Below are 18,872 nucleotides of genomic sequence, written 5' to 3'. Positions count from 1 at the left end.
GACGGCCGACCTTTCACCTCGATCCGAACCGCTTGCTTGCCGGCGGGCACATGGCCGCCGCGCAAGACGTTGTTCCGGCCCACCGTACCGGAGCCGGACCACCGGAAGATCGGAATCGTTGCCATACCGGCGTTGCCGCGGGAACCCACTGAATCAAGGGTCGCAAGACATGAGCGTAGCCAAATTTGTGGCGGCCACCGGCCGCGAAGCCTTGCGCCAGGTGCGCGAAGCCATGGGGCCGGACGCCGTGGTGCTGTCCAACCGCACCGTCGACGGCGGCGTGGAAATCGTGGCGATGCGCGATACCGATCTCGGTGCGATCTCCGACAGCGCGCCCCGGTTCCAGCCGCCGGTGCGCGAGCCGATCCAGGTCGCGGCCGCGGAAGACATCGACGGCATCCGCGGCGAATTGCAATCGATGCGCGCGCTGATCGAGCGGCAACTGTCGGGCATCGCGGTTTCCGCCGTGCCGGCCGCCGCCGCCGATCCGCTGCGCGAGTCGCTGTTCGAATGGCTGGTCGGCGCGGGCTTTTCCGCGCAACTGGCGCGCACGCTGCTGGCGCGGCTGCCGGCCGGCTACGACCGTCCGGCCGCGATGGGCTGGATCCGCCAGGAGATCGCCAGCAAGGTGCCGGTACTGGCCGACGAGGACGCGCTGTTCGGCCAGGGCGGCGTGCTGGCGCTGGTCGGGCCCACCGGGGTCGGCAAGACCACCACCACCGCCAAGCTGGCCGCGCGCTTCGTGCTCAAGCACGGCGCCGACAAGCTGGCGCTGCTGACCACCGACACCTTCCGTATCGGCGCGCACGAGCAGCTGCGCATCTATGGCGACATCCTTGGCGTGCCGGTGCATGCGGTCAAGGACGCGTCCGACCTGCGCCTCGCGCTGGGCGCGCTGTCGCAGAAGCATCTGGTCATCATCGATACCGTCGGCATGAGCCAGCGCGACCGCAATCTGTCCGAGCAGATCGCGATGCTGGCGGGCGCGCCCGCGCCGGTGCAGCGCGTGCTGCTGCTCAACGGCGCCAGCCACGGCGATACGCTCAACGAGGTGGTGCACGCCTACCGCCACGACGCCGCGCCGGGCGCCGGCATCGACGGCTGCATCATCAGCAAGCTCGACGAGGCCACCCATCTCGGTTCGGTGCTCGATGTCGTGATCCGGCATCGGCTGCCGGTGTTCTACGCCTCGACCGGCCAGCGCGTGCCCGAACATTTGGAACTGGCGCGCGGCGACGCGCTGGTTGAGCGCGCCTTCCTGATGCCGCGGCGCGGTTCGGTGTTCGCCGACGCGCAGGCCGCACGGCGTGCGCTGGCTGCCCAAGGTGCGGACGACGCCGCCGATGCGGGCCGGGGCGCGAGCAACGAAGCGCACGACGTGCTGCGCTCGATCGCCGACAGCGGCCATGCCGTGGGCGCCTGCGTCAACGCGCTGCGCGACGGCTCCTATGGCTTTGCGCTGCTGCGCGAGCTGTGGGCGAGCCGCGCCGCGCAGGCCGAGCTGCGTCCGCTGGTACGCCAGGTCCGCGATGCGATCTGCCAGGACGCAAGCCGGCATTGCGAACACTTCGTGCTGTCCGCCTCGGTGACGCTGCCCTGTGCGGTGCCGGGCCGGCGCGCGCCGCAGCCGTGGCAGCACACGCTGTGGCTCGGCGATCGCGACGGCATGCCGCTGATGGCCACCGTGACGCCGCTGGCGCGCGCGCAGCAGGCCGGCGGCTGGGATGCCGAGATGGCCGACTGGCGCGCCGCGCTGGCCGCGCGCCGTACCGTCGTCCATCTGCTCGACACGATACCGGCCGGCGCCACGCTGCAACGCTGGCAGTCGAGCGGCGAGCGCTGGCTGGCGTCCGCGCGCAAGAGCGCGCGCGTGCTGTGCGATGGCACGGCATGGAAGCTGGACGCGCTGGCCGACACGCTGACCTTCCACGCGCAGGCCGAACTGCGCTGGCGCGACCGCGACGCGGTGCAATGGATGGCGCAGACCCGCGTGCGCGTGGTCGAAGGGCAGGCGCGCGCGGCGCGCGGCGCCACCAGCGAAGGCGGCATCGATGCCGTGCTGCTGGCAGTGCGTACCATCGAGCGCGACAGCGGGCAGACGCTGGCCGTCGACTATCTGCTGGCCGATCCGGCGCTGGCCGGGGCCGGCGCGCAGCTCGCCCAGTGGGCGCGCTGGGGCGATGCCGCGGCGCTGCAATGCCGCACGCTGCGCCATGCGCTGGACCACCTCGGCCGCCCGGCCGGCACCTCGCCGCAAGTGTTCGACGTCGACGCGCTGGTCGCGCTGCAGGCCGGCATGACCGCCTTGCGGCTGGCCCATGCGCCGGCCGCGGCGGCGATCGATTGCCTGGCCGGTCTGGCCGGCCGCGCCGCCGCCAGGGACGCGGCGCCGGGCGCCGCCGCGCTGCTCGAAGGTCTGGGCCGTCTGCTGGCCTTGCTGGACGTGCTGGAGAACTTCCCGGGCCGCAACGCCGCGCCAGCGTCCAATGCGGTGGCGAACGAGAAGAAGACGGGGCTTGACGCCATCGCCGTCAACAACGCCCCCATGGACGCCGTGACTACCGCCGCCGCCACTGCCGTCACTTCGGCTGCCACTTCGGCCGCCACTTCGGCCGCCAGGCATGCCACCACGGAACCGATGCTGGCGACGCCGGCCTTGCCGGAATCCGCCCAGCATCTGGCGCAACGGATGACGCAGACGGCCGCGGGCGCGCAAGCCAACGCGTCGGCCAGGTTCGACCTGGCCGCGCTCGGAGACTGACCCAACATGCTCGCCGTCGATCAGGCCGAAAGCCTGCGCCGCATGCTGGCGCCGCGCGCCACCCGCCGTATCGCCGTGCTGGGTTGCGAGCCCGGCGCCGGTGCGACCACGGTCGCGCTGGGGCTGGCCCATGCGCTGGCGTTGCAGGGCGAGCGCGTGCTGCTGGTCGATGAAGACCTGGCGCACGCGCGCGCCACGCGCCTTGCCGGCGCTTCGCCGTCGGGCACGCTGGCCCAGGTGCTCGCCGGCGCCATCGCGGCCGAGGCCGCGGTGGGGCGCCGCGAAGCCGGCATGCCCGCGCTGCTGCCCGGCGATGCGTCGGCGTGGGGCCCGCTGCAGGCGCTGCAGGGCTTTCGCACCGTCGTCAGCGATGCGCGTCTCGGCGCCGATGGCGCGCTGTCGCGCTTCTCCGGCGCCGCGCACAACCTGGTGGTGGTGATGCGGCCCGAACGCGAATCGCTGACCGCGGCGTATGCCTGCATCAAGCGGCTGCATCACCGCTATGCCTGCCGGCAGTTCGAGCTGGTCGTCAATGGCGCCGCCAGCGAAGCGTCGGCGATGGCGATCGCCGGCAATCTGGCGCGCACCGCGGGCCAGTACCTGGGCGTGCAGGCGCGCTGCGCCGGCGTGCTGCCCGCCGACCCGCTGGTCGCGCGCGGCACGGCGCTCTCGCGCGGCGTCGTCGATGCCTTCCCTGGCGCGCCGGCCACCGCCATGCTGCGCCGACTTGCCGCCAGCATCGCTGGCTGGCCTCTTTCACCCGATCCCGAACCGATGCCCGCCGCGGGCGCGCCGGGCGCAGCGACTGCTGCCGCCGGCGCCGCGCCGCCCGCATCGGCGATGGCCTGCTAGCACTCGCGAGAATTCCACCATGTACACGATCCAGGGAAAGCTCGAACAGACCGACACCGTCCAGACCCATGCGCCGCTGGTACGGCGCATTGCCCTGCAACTGGCGGCGAAGCTGCCGGCCAGCGTGCAACTGGACGACCTGATCCAGGCCGGCATGATCGGCCTGCTCGACGCCGCCCGCCGCTACGAAGACACCCACGGCGCGCGCTTCGAAACCTACGCCAGCCAGCGTATCCGCGGCGCGATGCTCGACGAGGTGCGCGCCAACGACTGGCAGTCCCGCAGCCTGCGCCAGTCGACGCGCCGGATCGAGCGGACCGTGCGCGCGCTGGAGCAGAAGCTCGGCCGCACGCCGCTGGACTCCGAGGTCGCCGAAGAACTGGAGATGCCGCTGGACGAATACCAGAGCATGCTCAACGAGGTCTATGGCTGCCAGCTGCTGCACTACGAGGATTTCGAGCGCTCCGGCGAGGAGGATTTCCTCGATCGCCACCTGACCGTCAGCGAGGACGGCAATCCGCTGACGCTGCTGATGGAGAGCGGCATGCGCGGCGCGTTGATCCGCGCGATCGAGCGCTTGCCCGAACGCGAGAAGCTGGTGCTGTCGCTGTGCTACGACCAGGAACTGAACCTGCGCGAGATCGGCGCGGTGCTCGAGGTCACGGAGTCGCGCGTGTGCCAGATCCGCAGCCAGGCGATCAACCGTCTGCGCAGCCAGTTGCGCGGGCTGCTGTGATGGATCGCATGCCAGCTCGCCCGGTCCGGTGGTGCCGCGCGCTGCGGCGCCCGATCTCCCGGCCGATGGTGGCGGTTGCAACCGTGGCCGCGGCGATGATGGCGGCCCCCGTCGCCGCCTCGCCGCTGATCCACACCAACTTCGGCGGCGAGTCGCGCCATGCCTGGACCGCCTCGGTGGTGGCGCCCGCGCTGCATGGCCGCGGCGTGCGCGCCTTGTCGGCGCCTATCCTGCCCAGCGGCTATCTGACGCAGTCCGAAGGCGTGATCACCGCGGTGCGCTGGCGTTACCGTTTTGCGCGTGTGCCACCGCCAAATCTGCAAGCCTATCTCTGTAATGCCAATCGCTGCGTGCTGCTGCCCAGGGCCGAAGGCAAGACCGATGCCTTCCGCGGCGACGACGCCGACAAGGGCTTTGTGTTCGCGTTCCGCATACCGGGACAGGGCCCGCTGACCCCCGTGTTGCAAGGCCAGGCCAGCCAGGTCACGGTCAGCTATCGCTGAATGGCGGGCGCCGCGCGATGCGGCAAGGTGACCTGGAAGTCGCCGTCATGACGATGTGATTTGCGATGTTCTTGCCGGCCCCGAACGGGTGGCATTGAATGTGCTTGTTGCCTACCGAGAATATGGCAGCGAGACATCGAAATGAGCCCCAACCGAACCAGCGGTAATCGCATCCGCCTGCTGGAAAACGGCGACGAATATTTCCCGCGTGTGTTTGCCGCGATCGCCGCCGCGCAGACCAGCGTCCTGCTGGAAACCTTCATCCTGTTCGACGACCGCGTCGGCGTGGCGCTGCGCGAGGCCTTGATCGCCGCGGCCAGCCGCGGTGTGCATGTGGCGATCACCGTCGACGGCTACGGCTCGCCCGATCTGCCGCCGGAGTTCGTCTCCGGCATGGTCGCGGCCGGCGTGCGCTTCCATATCTTCGCGCCGCGCCGGCGGCTGCTGGGCGTGCGGACCAATCTGTTCCGCCGGCTGCATCGCAAGCTGGTCGCGATCGACGGGCGCATCGCCTTCATCGGCGGCATCAACTTCTCCGCGCAGCACCTGACCGATCACGGCCCGCAGGCCAAGCAGGACTATGCGGTCGAGGTCGAGGGGCCGGCCGCCGCCGAGGTACATCGCTTCCTCGTGCAGACGCTGCCGCCGGGCGATGTCGACGTACCCTCCGTACCGCCCGCGCCGCCGGCCGGCAACATGGCCGCCTGGCTCGTCACGCGCGACAACGACGCGCATCCGACCGACATCGAATGGGAGTACCTGCAGGCGATCCGCGCCGCGCGGCATCAGGTGGTGATCGCCAACGCCTACTTCCTGCCCGGCTATCGCCTGCTGCATGCGATCTGCGAGGCGGCGCAGCGTGGCGTCGACGTGCGACTGATCCTGCAGGGCAATCCCGACATGCTGTGGGTCAAGCGCATGGCCGACATGCTGTACGCCCATCTGCAGGACGCCGGCGTGCGCATCTTCGAGTATTGCGAGCGGCCGCTGCACGGCAAGGTCGCCGTGATCGACCGCGACTGGTCCACCGTCGGCTCCAGCAACCTGGATCCGCTGAGCCTGTCGCTGAATCTCGAGGCCAATCTGGTGATCCGCGACGCCGGCTTCGCGCGCGAGCTGCGCGCCAACCTCGACACGCTGATGGCCAATGCCTGCCGCGAGATCCCGCCCGATCGCGAGACGCCGCGCGCGCCGCTGCAACTGGCGGCCACCACGCTGATGTTCCACTTCCTGCGCCGCTTCCCCGCGTGGGCCGGCTGGCTGCCGGCGCACACGCCGAAGCTGGTGGTGGCCACCGCCGAGCCCCCGCGCCGGCCCTGGCGATTTCCCATCCTGAAGCGGGGCGCCGAATAGATGACGGCAAGACAGGCGAGTCATCCCACGGGAGCACGGCGGCGCAGCCGCTGGGCGCAGGTGCGCCGCATACTCGGCATCGCCTTCGTGGCGCTGGTGGTGGTGCTGGTGGTCAGGAAGCTGGCCGAGGTCGAATGGGCCGAGGTCTGGGTCACGCTGCAGGAATACGACTACCGCACGCTGACGCCGGCGGTGCTGCTGGTGATGCTCAGCTATTTCTGGCATTCGGCGTTCGACCTGCTGGGCCGCTGGTATGCGCGGCATCGGCTGTCGTCGCCGCGCGTGCTGGTGATTGCCTTCGTCAGCTATGCCTTCAACCTGAACCTGGGCGCGCTGGTCGGCGGCCTCGGCATTCGCTACCGGCTCTATTCGGGGGCGGGACTGTCGGGCGCACAGATCGCCTCGGTCTATACCATCGGCGTGGTCAGCAACTGGATCGGCTATCTGGCGCTGCTCGGCGCGGTGCTGGCCGCGCGCACGGTGGTGCTGCCGGTCGAATGGGGGCTCAATGCCACGTTGCTGCAGATCGCCGGATTTGCGCTGCTGGGCGTGGTCGCCGCGTATCTGGTCGCCTGCGCCAAGGCCAGGCGGCGCCGCTGGACGGTACGCGGGCATGCTTTCCATCTGCCGCCGCTGCGCTTCGCGGTGATGCAGTGCGCGCTGTCGATCACCAACTGGCTGACCATCTCGGCCATCATCCAGACCCTGCTGCCGTCGTCGGTGCCGCTGCTGGTGGTGCTGGGCGTGGTGCTGATCGGCAGCATCGCCGGAGCGGTGGCCCATATCCCGGCGGGCCTGGGCGTGCTCGAGACCGTGTTCGTGGTGCTGCTGGGCGACCGCGTCCCGCACCACGCACTGCTGGCGGCGCTGCTGGCCTATCGGGCGATGTACTACCTGTTGCCGATGCTGCCGGCGACGGTGGGATATTTCCTGCTGGAGGCGCGCGGACGGCGCGCCAGCACGGTGGAGCCGACCGCGTGAGGGAAGGGCGGACGCTTTAGCCGCTGGCCAGGCTGACGCCGCGCGGGCCGGCTTGCGCGCGGCCGTTGCGGCCGTAGACCGTCGCCGTGTCGCCGCGCTGGCGCAGCGTCTGCAGCGCGTCCTGCGTGTATTCCAGATGCGCGGACACCACGGCCCCGCTCAGCGCATTGGCCTCGGCCGCGCCGCGCGCGGTCAGCACCAGCGTGCGCCACGCGGTGGCGACGCCTTCGTCGATATGCAGTCCCACCAGCTGCCGGCCGCCGCCCACGCGAATGCCGAGCGCGGCCATCTGTGCCTGGCGCGCGGTGCCCAGCTGGGCGATCTGCTGTGCCAGTTCCTGCTTGTGCTGCACCAGCTCGCCCAGCGACTGGAAGTCGCCGGTGCGAATCGCGTTCCGTTCCTGCTGCAGGGCATCGACAAAGGCCGCGATGGCTTGCGTTTCATGCTGCATGCTGGCGATCAGGGCTTGGCTCATGGGCGCGAAGTCGAAGGAAGTCGGTGGGGAATCGGGGGCCGGGCGGCGCGGATATCGGGATCGAACGCAGGATCGACGCAGGATCAACGCGATATCGATGCCTGCTCAGCGGCCGTTGTCCTGCGTCAGTTCGCGCAGCGTGGCCAGCAGACCGTCGGCGATCCTGCTGGGGTCCATCTTCAGGCGGCCCTCGGCGATGGCCTGGCGGATCTCGTCCACCTTGGCCTGGTCGATATCGCCGTCGGCCTCATGGGCGAGGCGCGTGCCGATATCGCGAACCTGGGTGCCCAGCGGGCTCATGGTCAGGCCGCCCGCGGCCGGTGCGGCGCCCGCAACGGGGCTCGACGCGGTGCGTCCAGTGCTTTCAGCGGCACCTTCGCCGGTGCGCGGCAGAGTCGATTGGTGGATCTTCACGGGATGTCCTTGCTGGGTTTGCTCAGCTTAACGGCGCGGGGTCGCCAAACTTTAGGACGCGAATTGTGACACGCTGTAACGAAGTCGGGGGCTTCGGGGGCTATTGCTGCAGCACCACCGTGTCCGCGTCCCGGACGAGCCCGTTGACCACCTGGCCGCTCTTGAGCCGCACCTGCACGGTATTGCCCGCGGCGGCGTCGGCCAGGATCTTGCCCTCGCTGCGGATCTGGAAGGCCTCGCCTTCGATGGTCACCGAGACCATCTGGCCCTGCTTGACCGCGATCGCCTTCCTGACCATGTCCATCCGCAGCGGCGAGCCGGCGGCGATCCGGTTGGCCGTGACCGCGCCTTCGAGCTGGGCCGGGTCGGTGACGACCGCGCGCGGCAGGCCGGCCAGATCGCCCTGGCGCTGTTCCAGGTCGGCCGGACCGATCGGCTGGCCGGGCGCCAGCGCATGCGCGGCGACATAGTAATCGGCCACCACCGAGACGCGCGCCTGGACGTAGCGTGTCCACGGCCGCTCGCCGCCGCAGCGCACGCCGACCGAGACGCGGCCCCAGGCCGCCGCGCCGCCCGGCAGGAACGGCTGCGGCGACACGCATTCGCGCGCGCGCCCGCCCGACGGCGGCACCACCTGGATGCTGGCCTTGCCCGGCAGCCCGGCGGTCTCGCGCAGCAGGAACTGCTCGACCGCGACGCGCACCGGATCGTCGGTGAACGGCGACGGCTGCGCAGCCTGCCGCGGCGCGGACGGTGCGGACGGTGCGGACGGCACGGGCGTCGTCGTGGCGGTCGCCGCCAGCGCGGCGGTGCAATGCAGCGCCGCGCAGAGCGCCAGCAAGGCGAGGCGGGCCGGTGCCGATCGGTTCGAGCGATGGTGCGAGCGACGGAGCGAGCAGCGGGGCGAGCTGGACATGGCGTGATCCCGGCAGGCGGAGCGAAAAGGAAAACGGGGAAGCCGGGCGCAGGCACGCGCGTAGCGCGTGTGGGGGCGCGTGTAGACGCGATGAGCCCGGCAACGAGACCCCATTGTAGGCAGCGGCCCGCGCGCCCTCGGCCCGAAATGCGCAGATTTCCCCGTCCTATTCGTCCGATTGCACTGGCCACCCGCCACCTAAGATGGCACCCGTAAAGAAGGCCGGGTCCATTCCCGGCCGCCCTCACGCCTTTGCCGACGCAGGGGCGCGTGGTTTCGTCACACGTTCCTCGATAGCGAGAGATAGCGAGATACGGACATGATCGACAGACTCGATGCGTCGTTCCGTTTCCAGCAGGAAGCGTTGAACTTGCGCAATCAGCGGCAATCGGTAATCGCCGCCAATATCGCCAATGCCGATACGCCGGGCTTCAAGGCCCGCGACTTCGACTTTGCCAGCCAGCTGTCCGAATCGGTCGAGCGGGGGCGGCAGGCCAACGGCGTGTCGCTGTCGACCACGTCGACGCGCCATCTGCCGGGCCAGGCCTCGGTCGCCAGCGAGTTCGAACTGGCGTACCGCATTCCGATGCAATCGAGCATCGACGGCAACACCGTCGAAATGGACACCGAGCGGGTGGCCTTCGCCGACAACGCGGTCAAGTACGAGTTCGGCCTGACGGTGATGAACGCGAAGATCAAGGGCATGTTGTCCGCCATCCAGTCGTGAGGAAACCATGCCGGCAATGAATATCTTCGACGTGACGGGCTCGGCGATGGCCGCGCAGTCGCAGCGCATGAACGTCACGGCCTCGAACCTGGCCAACGCGGACAGCGCGGTGGCGCCCAACGGCCAGCCGTATCGCGCCAAGCAGGTCGTGTTCGGCCTCGCGCCGACGCCGGGCCAGGCCGACATCGGCGGCGTGCAGGTGCGTGGCGTGATGGAAGATCCGTCGCCGCCCCGCATGGTGCACAACCCCACCCATCCGCTGGCCAACGCCGACGGCTATGTGGTGATGCCCAACGTCAATCCGGTGGAGGAGATGGTCAACATGATTTCGGCGTCGCGGTCCTACCAGGCCAACGTCGAGGTGTTGAACTCCGCCAAGAACATGATGCTCAAGACGCTGACCATCGGTCAGTGATTCCGCCATATCAACGGGACCAACCGGACCAACGGGACCAACGATGACCACCACGCCACCCGTCAGCAACAACAACAGCGCGTCGAATCAGCTGGCCAACAGCGCGTCCAGCGCCGCCGACCTGCAGAACAACTTCCTGAAGATGCTTGTCACGCAGATGAACAACCAGGATCCGCTCAAGCCGATGGACAACTCGCAGCTGACCTCGCAGCTCGCGCAGATCAGCACGGTCAGCAGCATGCAGACGATGAACGCGACGCTGGGCCAGCTGCTGGCCCAGGTGAGCGCCGGCCGTGCGATGGACTCGGCCGCGCTGATCGGCCGCACGGTGATGGTACCGGGCAAGGAAGTCGCGGTTTCCGGCGGCAAGCCGAGCCAGTTCGGCATCGACCTGCCGGCCACCGCCGACGCGGTCACCGTCGACGTGCTCGACAAGGACGGCAACGTGGTGCGCACCATCGACCTGAAGGGCCAGACCGCCGGCGTGCACGACGTGACCTGGGACGGCAAGAACAACGCCGGCGGCACCGTGCCGGACGGCGAATACACGTTCAAGGTCAGCGCGACCGCGGACGGCAAGAGCGTGGAGCCGGTGGCGCTCGTCTACGGCAAGGTGCAGGCCATCAGCGGCGACGCCAATGGCGTGCTGGTCGATATCGGCGGCGGTCATACCGCGCTGGTCGACGACGTCCGCAAGATTCTTTAATCGGTAATCGGTATTCAACAGAACGCCAGCGCGGCGGTGCCATCGGCGCCGGCGCGGGCAACTTCGTACGACGCGTAACAAGGGGAAATCATGGGTTTCGGTCAAGGAGTCAGCGGCATCAATGCCGCGGCACAGAATCTGGACGTGATCGGCAACAACATCGCCAACGCGAACACCGTCGGCTTCAAGCAGTCGACCGCGCAGTTCGCCGACGTGTACGCCGGCTCGAAGGTCGGCCTGGGCACGCGTGTGAACTCGGTGGTGCAGTCGTTCACGCAGGGCAATATCGAGGCGAGCGGCCGCTCGCTTGACGTGGCCATCACCGGCGGCAACGGCTTCTTTCGCATGGTCGGCACCGACGGTTCGGTCTTCTTCTCGCGCAACGGCCAGTTCCTGCGCACCGACGACGGCCGCATCACCAATGCGCAAGGCCTGCAGCTGACCGGCTACCCCGCCGGCGTGCAGCCGGGCGGTGGCGTGCAGCCGCAACCGCTGGTGGTGTCGAACGCCCAGATGCCGCCGAAGGCCACCGACCGCATCACCGCGCAGTACAACCTGGACTCGCGCGGCACCGCGCCGACCGTGCCGTTCGCCACCTCGGCCGGCAACCCGCCGGCTGCGGCGATGTTCAACTACAGCAGCACCATCGAAGTGTTCGACTCGCTGGGCAACGCGCAGCAGGTCACGGCCTACTTCCGCAAGGGCGCCACCGACGCGACCGGCACCGACTGGCAGGTCTACGTGACCGACGCCACCGGCGCGCAGCTGTCGGGTCCGAACGCGATGCGCTTCGACCTGAACGGCGCGCTGGTCACGCCGGCGCCGGGCGCGACGATTCCGGTGACCGTGCCCGCCGCCGGCGGCGCCGCCGCGATGAACATCCAGCTGGATCTGGCCGGCACCACGCAGTTCGGCGACGACAACGATCCGAAGTCGATCGTGCAGAACGGCTATACCACGGGCGCGCTGCTGGGCTTCTCGATCGAAGCCGACGGCACCATCCTGGGCAGCTACTCGAACGAGGAAACCCAGGCGCTGGGCCAGGTCGTGATGGCTTCGTTCGGCAACGTCGAAGGGCTGAAGCCCGAGGGCGACAACGTCTGGAGCGCCACCGGCGCCTCGGGCCAGCCGCTGCTGGGCTCGCCGGGCGGCAGCATGGGCCAGCTGCAATCGAACGCGGTCGAGGCCTCGAACGTCGACCTGTCCGGCCAGCTGGTCAACCTGATCATTGCCCAGCGCAACTACCAGGCCAACGCGCAGACCATCCAGGCGCAGGACCAGGTGCTGCAGACGCTGGTCAACATCTGATCGGCATCACCGCGCAACCACGGAAAGCCGCAGCAGTGGCCGCAAGCATTGGATAGGAATCGCAGATGGACCGCCTGATCTACACCGCCCTGTCGGGCGCCAAACAGACGCTGGACCAGCAGGCCGCGGTGGCCAACAACCTGGCCAACGTGTCGACCACGGGCTTTCGCGCGCAGGTCAACATGTTCCGCGCGGTGCCGGTGGTCGGGCAGGAGACGCCCACCCGCGCCTTCACGCTGGCCAGCACGCCGGGCGCCGACATGAAGGCCGGGCCCCTGACCTATACCGAGCGTCCGCTCGATATCGCGATCAAGGGCAACGGCTGGCTGGCGGTGCAGGGGCGCGACGGCGCCGAGGGTTATACCCGCGCCGGCTCGCTGCAGGTGGGCCCCGACGGCCAGCTGCTGACCTCGAACGGCCTGCAGGTGCTGGGCGACGGCGGCCCGATCGCGGTGCCGCCCGGCTCGACGGTGACGATCGGCAACGACGGCACCATCACCGCGCGCGGCCCCGGCGAGACGGCCAATGGCCTCGCGCAGGTGGGCCGGCTGCGGCTGGTCAATCCGCCGCCCGATGCGATCGCGCGCGGCGACGACGGCCTGTTCCGGCTGCGGCCGGGCGCCGCGCCGCTGGAGACCGACCAGACCGTGCGCGTGATCGCCGGCGCGCTGGAAGGCAGCAACGTCAATCCGGTCGAGGCGATGGTCGACATGATCGCCAACGCGCGCCGCTTCGAGATGCAGATCAAGATGATCCAGGGCGCCGACGCCAACGAGCAGCGCGCCAACGCGCTGCTGTCGAACCGCTGATCGCCCGCCCTGAGCGCCCACGCCAGGCGCCCACCAATGAATCGACAGGGCACGCCGCCGCGCGTGCCCGCCACCAAGGAACACCATGAACCGCTCTCTCTGGATTGCGAAGACCGGCCTCGATGCGCAGCAGACGCAGATGGACGTGATCTCGAACAACCTGGCCAACGTGTCGACCACGGGCTTCAAGCGCAGCCGCGCGGTGTTCGAGGAACTGATGTACCAGACCATCCGCCAGCCGGGCGCGCTGTCGTCCGACCAGACCACGCTGCCGTCGGGCCTGCAGCTCGGTACCGGCGTGCGTCCGGTCGCCACCGAGCGCATCCACACGCAGGGCAATCCGCAGCAGACCGGCAATGCCAAGGACGTGGCCATCATCGGCCAGGGCTTCTTCCAGGTCACGCTGCCGGACGGCACCACCGCGTACACCCGCGACGGCTCGTTCCAGGTCGATCAGAACGGCCAGCTGGTGACCGCCAGCGGCTTCGTGATCGAGCCGGCCATCGCCATCCCGGCCAACTCGACCTCGCTGACGATCGCGCGCGACGGCACCGTGTCGGTGACGCAACCCGGCAATGCGAACAACGTGCAGGTTGGCCAGCTGCAACTGGCGACCTTCATGAACCCGACCGGTCTGGAAAGCCTGGGCGAGAACCTGTACGTGCAGACCGACGCGTCCGGCGCACCGAACCCGACCGTGCCCGGCCTGAACGGCGCCGGCATTCTGCAGCAGAACTACGTCGAAGCGTCGAACGTCAACGTGGTCGAGGAGCTGGTCAGCATGATCCAGACCCAGCGCGCCTACGAAATCAACAGCAAGGCCGTACAGACGTCCGACCAGATGCTGCAACGCCTGACTCAACTGGGTTGAACATGAACGCCATGCTGTTCCGTCTGGGCCGGTCGGCCTGCCGTCTGGCCTGCATTCTCGGGCCGCTGCTGGTCACCGGCTGCGCGCTGGTGCCGCGCGAGCCGCTGGTGCAGATGCCGACCACGGCCCGGGCCGAACAGCGGCCGACGATCGCGCCGACCGGCTCGATCTATCAGAACTCCTACGCCGGCAACCCGCTGTTCGAGGATCGCCGCCCACGCAATGTCGGCGACATCCTGACCATCGTGATCAGCGAGAACGTCAACGCGTCGAAGAACTCGGGCACCAACGCCTCGCGCACCAGCAACGCGGCGCTGGCCTTCGACGCGGTGCCCCGCGCGCTCGGCGGCCTGTTCGGCGCCAGCCAGAACGCCAACATCAGCGGCGAGAACGGGATCCGCTCCAGCGGCGGTTCCAGCGCGGCCAATACCTTCAACGGCACCATTACGGTCACCGTGATCGAGGTGCTGGCCAACGGCAACCTGGTGGTCTCCGGCGAGAAGCAGATGGCCATCAACCAGGGCGCGGAATTCATCCGCTTCTCGGGCGTGGTCAATCCCCGCACGATCACCGGCGACAACGCGGTGCCGTCGACCCAGGTGGCCGACGCGCGCATCGAGTACACCGCCAAGGGCTATATCGACGAAGCGCAGAACATGGGTTGGCTGCAGCGCTTCTTCCTCAACGTTTCACCGTTCTGAATCGCGTCATGTCTTTGCGCCTGGCTGTTTGCCTCCGCGGTAGTTTCCGCTCCAGCCGTCCCGGCATCTCGACGCCGGGCTTCCTGCCGCTGCTCGCGCTTGCGCTCGCGCTCGGCCTGCTGCTGCCGGCAGGCGCGGCCCATGCCGAGCGCCTGAAGAACCTGGCCACCATCCAGGGCGTGCGCGACAACCCGCTGGTCGGCTACGGCCTGGTGGTCGGTCTGGACAACACCGGCGACCAGACCATGCAGACGCCGTTCACCACGCAGAGCCTGAGCAACATGCTGTCGCAGCTGGGCATCACGTTGCCGGCCGGCCGCAACATGCAGCTCAAGAACGTGGCCGCGGTGATGGTGACCGCGACGCTGCCGCCGTTCGCACAGCCGGGCAGCCAGATCGACATCGTGGTGTCGTCGATGGGCAATGCCAAGAGCCTGCGCGGCGGCACGCTGTTGATGACGCCGCTCAAGGGCGCCGACGGCCAGGTCTATGCGATCGCGCAGGGCAATCTGCTGGTCGGCGGCGCGGGCGCGTCCGCCAACGGCAGCAAGGTGCAGATCAACCAGCTGGCGGTCGGCCGCATCGCCAACGGCGCCATCGTCGAACGCGCGGTGCCGGCGTTCCAGGCGGACAACGGCGTGCTGACGCTCGAGCTCAAGAGCTCGGACTACGGCACCGCCGAGCGCGTGGTCGAGGCGATCAACCGCAACCTGGGCGGCGGCGTGGCGAGCGCGCTCGACGCGCGCGTGGTGCAGGTGCGCGTGCCGCAGGCCTCGTCGCAGCGCGTGGCGATGCTGGCGCGCATCGAGAACATCGACGTCACGCCGGCCCGTGCCGCGGCCAAGGTCATCCTGAACGCCCGCACCGGCTCGATCGTGATGAACCAGGACGTCACCGTGCAGGACTGCGCGATCGCGCACGGCAACCTGTCGGTGGTCATCAATACGCAGCCGGTGATCAGCCAGCCGGCCCCGTTCAGCGGCGGCGAAACCGTGGTGGCGCCGGTCTCCGAGATCAACCTGAAGCGCGACGGCGGCTCGCTGCAGCTGGTGCGCGCCGGCGCCTCGCTGTCGGCGGTGGTGCGCGGCCTGAACTCGCTGGGCGCGACACCGGCCGATCTGCAGACCATCCTGGAAGCGATGCGGGCGGCGGGCGCGCTGCGCGCCGAGCTCGAAATCATCTGATCGCACGGGCCATCGCATGAGCCAACCGATCCACGCTCAAGCCGATCTGTCGCAGCGCTTCGCGCTCGACACGCAGGGATTCGAAGCGCTGAAGCAGAGCGCGCGCGACGGCAGCGCCGACACGCTGAAGGCGGCCGCCAGGCAGTTCGAGGCCGTCTTCACGCAGATGGTGCTCAAGAGCATGCGCGAGGCGACGCCGCAGGACGGACTGTTCGACAACGAGCAGACCAAGCTATATATGTCGATGCTGGACCAGCAGCTGGCCCAGCACCTGTCGTCCAAGGGCATTGGCCTGGCCGAAGTCATGGCGCGCCAGCTGGCGCGTGCCAGCGGCCAGCCGCTGCCGCCGGAGGCCACCGCCGCCAGCCGCATGGACGAGGTGGCCGGCACGCTCGGTCCTCTGCTGGACGGACGCAGCACCGCAGCCGCCGGCGACGACGAGCAGGTGCCGCGCGCCGGCACCGTGGTGCCCGGCTGCAACTGGAATCCCACCGCCGGCCTGCGCCAGTACCAGGCGCAGCAAACCGGCCAGTGGCAGGGCGGCGCGGCGATGCCCGAGGACACGCCCGCCCATATCAGCGCCTTCGTCAGCCGCATGGCCGGGCCCGCCGTGACCGCCTCGCGCGCCAGCGGCGTGCCGGCACGGCTGATCCTTGGCCAGGCCGCGCTCGAATCCGGCTGGGGCCGCCGCGAGATCACGCATGCGGACGGCAGCACGACCCACAATGTGTTCGGCATCAAGGCCGGTGCGAACTGGAAGGGCCCGGTCGCCGAGATCACCACCACCGAATACGTTGACGGCCAGCCGCAGAAGATCAAGGCGAAGTTCCGCGCCTATGGCTCGTACGAGGAAGCCTTCTCCGACTACGCGCGGCTGCTCGCGAACAATCCGCGCTATGCCGGCGTGGTATCGGCCGGCTCGGCCGAGGAAGCCGCCCACGGCCTGCAGCGCGCCGGCTATGCCACCGATCCCGAGTACGGCGCCAAGCTGGTCCGGATCATGAAGAAGGTGCCGGTCTAAGGCCGGCCGCCGGTGCCCTGCCGAAGGCCACCACCGGTTCTCGCCGCTCTCCCGTCCGCGGGAGAGCGGCGGGGAGAGGGCAAGTGACGGCCGCTGTGCCGCCAGGTCCAAAAAGCAAGCCCCGATCCCTAAAGTCCGCCGCCAAAACTGCCGTTACCACCCTCATCCACCGCCACGGTCGCGACTGCATCGCGCGGCCATGGCGACCAACAGAATCCGGGGCTAGTGCATGTCTCTCTTCAATATCGGCCTGTCCGGCCTGAACACGGCACAGAACGCGCTGACGACCATCGGCCACAACGTCAGCAACGCGGCGACCGCCGGTTACACGCGCCAGAACACCATCATCGCCTCGTCGGGCGGGCAGTACACCAGCCAGGGCTTCTTCGGCCAGGGCTCGACCACCACCACGGTGATGCGTGTCTACGACGAATTCCTGACCAGCCAGCTGCGCAGCGCCGAAACGTCGAGCGCCCATCTGGCGACGTACTCGGAACAGATCAGCCAGATCGACAGCCTGCTGGCCGACCAGAAGGGCGGCATCGCGCCGCTGATGCAGAAATTCTTCGCCGCGGTGCAGGGCGTGGCCGACAAGCCGGGCGATACCGCGGTGCGCCAGAACATGCTGAACGCCGCTCAGTCGCTGGCCGGCCAGCTGCGTTCCGCGGCCTCGTACTTCCAGAACCAGCAGGAAGGCATCAACAGCGAGATCCAGAGCTCGGTCACGCAGGTGAACGCCTATGCCAAGCAGATCGCCTCGTTGAACAGCGAAATCGCCAAGGCCACCGCGGCCAGCGGCGGCCAGCCCCCCAACGACCTGCTGGACCAGCGCGATGAAGTGATCGCGCAGATGAACAAGGTCGTCGGCGTCAAGGTGGTCGCGCAGGACGGCGGCAGCTACAACGTGTTCGTCGGCAACGGCCAGCCGCTGGTGGTCGGCGCCAACTCGTACGACCTGAAGGCCGTGCGTTCGTCGGCCGACCCCTCGCGCATGGGCATCGCCTATACGCTGCCGGACGGTACCGCGATCGAGATGGATGACACGCTCTTCAGCGGCGGCAGCATCGGCGGCCTGATGCAGTTCCGCAGCGAGACGCTCGACGCCGCGCAAAACGCGATCGGCCGCCTGTCGCTGGCGATCGGCCAGACCTTCAACGCGCAGCACCGCCTCGGCATGGACCTGAAGGGCCAGATCGGCGGCGACATGTTCGCGCTGGGCTCGCCGACGGTGATCGGCAACACCCGCAATACCGGCACCGGTACCGTTGCCGCCACGATTGCCGATGCGACCGCGCTGACCACCAGCGACTACACGGTGACGTACGACGGCACCAGCTACAGCCTGGTGCGGATGTCCGACAACGAGGTGGTCGCCAGCGGCGCCGGCCCGACCTTCACGGCTGACGGCCTGAGCATCACGGTCGGCGGCACCATGGGCGCCGGCGACAGCTTCCAGATCCAGCCGACCCGCAATGTCGCGGGTTCGTTTGACCTGATCATCACCGATCCCGCCAAGGTCGCCGCCGCCTCGCCGGTGCTGGCCGAAAGCAGCGCCTCCAATGTCGGCACGGGCACCGCCAAGGTCAGCAACGTCGCGCAGGGCTTCAACGTGCCGCCCTCGAAGATCGTCGCGACCTTCGACGGCACCGCCTATACGTTCGCCGACGCCGCCGGCAATCCGGTGACGCCGGACGCCGGCCCGGTGACCAACGGCAGCGCGGTCGAATATACGTTCGACGGCGTGACGGTCAGCTTCGACGGCGCGCCCAAGGTCGGCGACAGCTTCACCATCGGCTCCAATGTCGGCGGCTCGTCCGACAACGGCAATGCGCTGGTGCTGGCCAAGCTGCAGACCGCCAAGACCATCAACGGCGTGTCGAGCTTCAATGACGCCTACGCCCAGCTGGTCAACGACATCGGCAGCCGCACCAAGTCGATCAATATCGCATCGACCTCGCAGAACAGCATCACGACGCAGGTGCGTACCGCCCAGCAGTCGGTCTCCGGCGTCAACATGGACGAGGAAACCGTCAACCTGCTGCGCTTCCAGCAGCTCTATCAGGCGAGCGCCCAGGTGATCCAGACCGCCTCGTCGCTGTTCGACGCCATCATCAATATCCGCTGACGGGCCGCCCGCCT

The 18,872-nt window shown here is 69.0% G+C and carries 19 protein-coding genes; 16 read left to right on the top strand and 3 right to left on the bottom strand.

What is annotated here, in order from left to right; genetic code table 11:
* Positions 1-169 precede the first annotated feature (169 nt).
* The 6 genes from flhF to KZ686_RS18965 all read left to right on the top strand — a co-directional run bounded on the left by flhF (position 170) and on the right by KZ686_RS18965 (position 7,186).
* Entirely contained in the window at positions 170-2,761 is a 2,592-nt protein-coding gene (gene flhF / locus KZ686_RS18990) for a flagellar biosynthesis protein FlhF (protein WP_265634929.1), read from the top strand.
* A 6-nt stretch (positions 2,762-2,767) separates the two neighbouring features.
* Positions 2,768-3,613, top strand: coding sequence for a P-loop NTPase family protein (locus KZ686_RS18985; protein ID WP_226109389.1), 846 nt, complete (start codon positions 2,768-2,770; stop codon positions 3,611-3,613).
* Positions 3,614-3,632: 19 nt separating this feature from the next.
* Positions 3,633-4,349, top strand: a complete 717-nt coding sequence (locus KZ686_RS18980) for an RNA polymerase sigma factor FliA (RefSeq protein WP_053824398.1) — start codon at positions 3,633-3,635, stop codon at positions 4,347-4,349.
* A gap of 95 nt (positions 4,350-4,444) precedes the next feature.
* Positions 4,445-4,852: a flagellar protein FlhE gene (locus KZ686_RS18975; RefSeq protein ID WP_265635306.1), complete on the top strand. Its 408-nt coding sequence runs from the start codon at positions 4,445-4,447 to the stop codon at positions 4,850-4,852.
* Between the two features lie 141 nt (positions 4,853-4,993).
* On the top strand, positions 4,994-6,205 hold the full coding sequence (clsB, locus tag KZ686_RS18970; RefSeq protein ID WP_149319457.1) for a cardiolipin synthase ClsB: 1,212 nt from the start codon (positions 4,994-4,996) through the stop codon (positions 6,203-6,205).
* Positions 6,206-7,186, top strand: coding sequence for a lysylphosphatidylglycerol synthase domain-containing protein (locus tag KZ686_RS18965; RefSeq protein WP_223819821.1), 981 nt, complete (start codon positions 6,206-6,208; stop codon positions 7,184-7,186).
* 16 nt (positions 7,187-7,202) lie between these two features.
* Here KZ686_RS18965 and KZ686_RS18960 read toward each other — a convergent pair whose 3' ends face one another.
* From KZ686_RS18960 to flgA, 3 genes are all read right to left on the bottom strand, one after another.
* Positions 7,203-7,661: a flagella synthesis protein FlgN gene (locus tag KZ686_RS18960; protein WP_150084622.1), complete on the bottom strand. Its 459-nt coding sequence runs from the start codon at positions 7,659-7,661 to the stop codon at positions 7,203-7,205.
* Between the two features lie 105 nt (positions 7,662-7,766).
* Positions 7,767-8,075: a flagellar biosynthesis anti-sigma factor FlgM gene (flgM, locus tag KZ686_RS18955; protein ID WP_265634923.1), complete on the bottom strand. Its 309-nt coding sequence runs from the start codon at positions 8,073-8,075 to the stop codon at positions 7,767-7,769.
* Between the two features lie 100 nt (positions 8,076-8,175).
* On the bottom strand, positions 8,176-8,991 hold the full coding sequence (gene flgA, locus KZ686_RS18950) for a flagellar basal body P-ring formation chaperone FlgA (RefSeq protein ID WP_265634920.1): 816 nt from the start codon (positions 8,989-8,991) through the stop codon (positions 8,176-8,178).
* Positions 8,992-9,310: 319 nt separating this feature from the next.
* Between flgA and flgB the strand changes: the two genes are divergently transcribed.
* The 10 genes from flgB to flgK all read left to right on the top strand — a co-directional run bounded on the left by flgB (position 9,311) and on the right by flgK (position 18,858).
* Positions 9,311-9,718 (top strand): flagellar basal body rod protein FlgB, encoded by a 408-nt coding sequence (flgB, locus tag KZ686_RS18945; protein WP_149319460.1) that lies wholly within the window; start codon positions 9,311-9,313, stop codon positions 9,716-9,718.
* Positions 9,719-9,725: 7 nt separating this feature from the next.
* Positions 9,726-10,133: a flagellar basal body rod protein FlgC gene (gene flgC / locus KZ686_RS18940; RefSeq protein ID WP_006579133.1), complete on the top strand. Its 408-nt coding sequence runs from the start codon at positions 9,726-9,728 to the stop codon at positions 10,131-10,133.
* 43 nt (positions 10,134-10,176) lie between these two features.
* Positions 10,177-10,839 (top strand): flagellar hook assembly protein FlgD, encoded by a 663-nt coding sequence (flgD, locus tag KZ686_RS18935; protein ID WP_149319461.1) that lies wholly within the window; start codon positions 10,177-10,179, stop codon positions 10,837-10,839.
* Positions 10,840-10,929: 90 nt separating this feature from the next.
* The gene (gene flgE, locus KZ686_RS18930) at positions 10,930-12,147 is read left to right on the top strand and encodes a flagellar hook protein FlgE (RefSeq protein ID WP_226109385.1); all 1,218 of its coding nucleotides are present in this window, start codon (positions 10,930-10,932) and stop codon (positions 12,145-12,147) included.
* Positions 12,148-12,212: 65 nt separating this feature from the next.
* Complete coding sequence (gene flgF, locus KZ686_RS18925) at positions 12,213-12,956, top strand: flagellar basal-body rod protein FlgF (protein ID WP_006579130.1); 744 nt, start codon at positions 12,213-12,215, stop codon at positions 12,954-12,956.
* Positions 12,957-13,041: 85 nt separating this feature from the next.
* Positions 13,042-13,827 (top strand): flagellar basal-body rod protein FlgG, encoded by a 786-nt coding sequence (gene flgG / locus KZ686_RS18920; protein WP_023264122.1) that lies wholly within the window; start codon positions 13,042-13,044, stop codon positions 13,825-13,827.
* An 11-nt stretch (positions 13,828-13,838) separates the two neighbouring features.
* Complete coding sequence (gene flgH / locus KZ686_RS18915; RefSeq protein WP_407648614.1) at positions 13,839-14,528, top strand: flagellar basal body L-ring protein FlgH; 690 nt, start codon at positions 13,839-13,841, stop codon at positions 14,526-14,528.
* 8 nt (positions 14,529-14,536) lie between these two features.
* Positions 14,537-15,712 (top strand): flagellar basal body P-ring protein FlgI, encoded by a 1,176-nt coding sequence (locus tag KZ686_RS18910; RefSeq protein WP_265634907.1) that lies wholly within the window; start codon positions 14,537-14,539, stop codon positions 15,710-15,712.
* Positions 15,713-15,728: 16 nt separating this feature from the next.
* Positions 15,729-16,733, top strand: a complete 1,005-nt coding sequence (gene flgJ / locus KZ686_RS18905; RefSeq protein WP_265634905.1) for a flagellar assembly peptidoglycan hydrolase FlgJ — start codon at positions 15,729-15,731, stop codon at positions 16,731-16,733.
* A gap of 229 nt (positions 16,734-16,962) precedes the next feature.
* A complete protein-coding gene (gene flgK / locus KZ686_RS18900; RefSeq protein WP_226109381.1) occupies positions 16,963-18,858 on the top strand; it encodes a flagellar hook-associated protein FlgK in 1,896 nt (631 codons plus the stop codon).
* The last annotated feature ends 14 nt before the right edge of the window (positions 18,859-18,872 follow it).

Source organism: Cupriavidus cauae (assembly GCF_026210475.1).
In the GTDB taxonomy this organism is placed as follows: domain Bacteria; phylum Pseudomonadota; class Gammaproteobacteria; order Burkholderiales; family Burkholderiaceae; genus Cupriavidus; species Cupriavidus cauae.
Note: the sequence above shows the minus strand (reverse complement) of the source record. Positions and strands in the feature narration are given on the sequence as shown.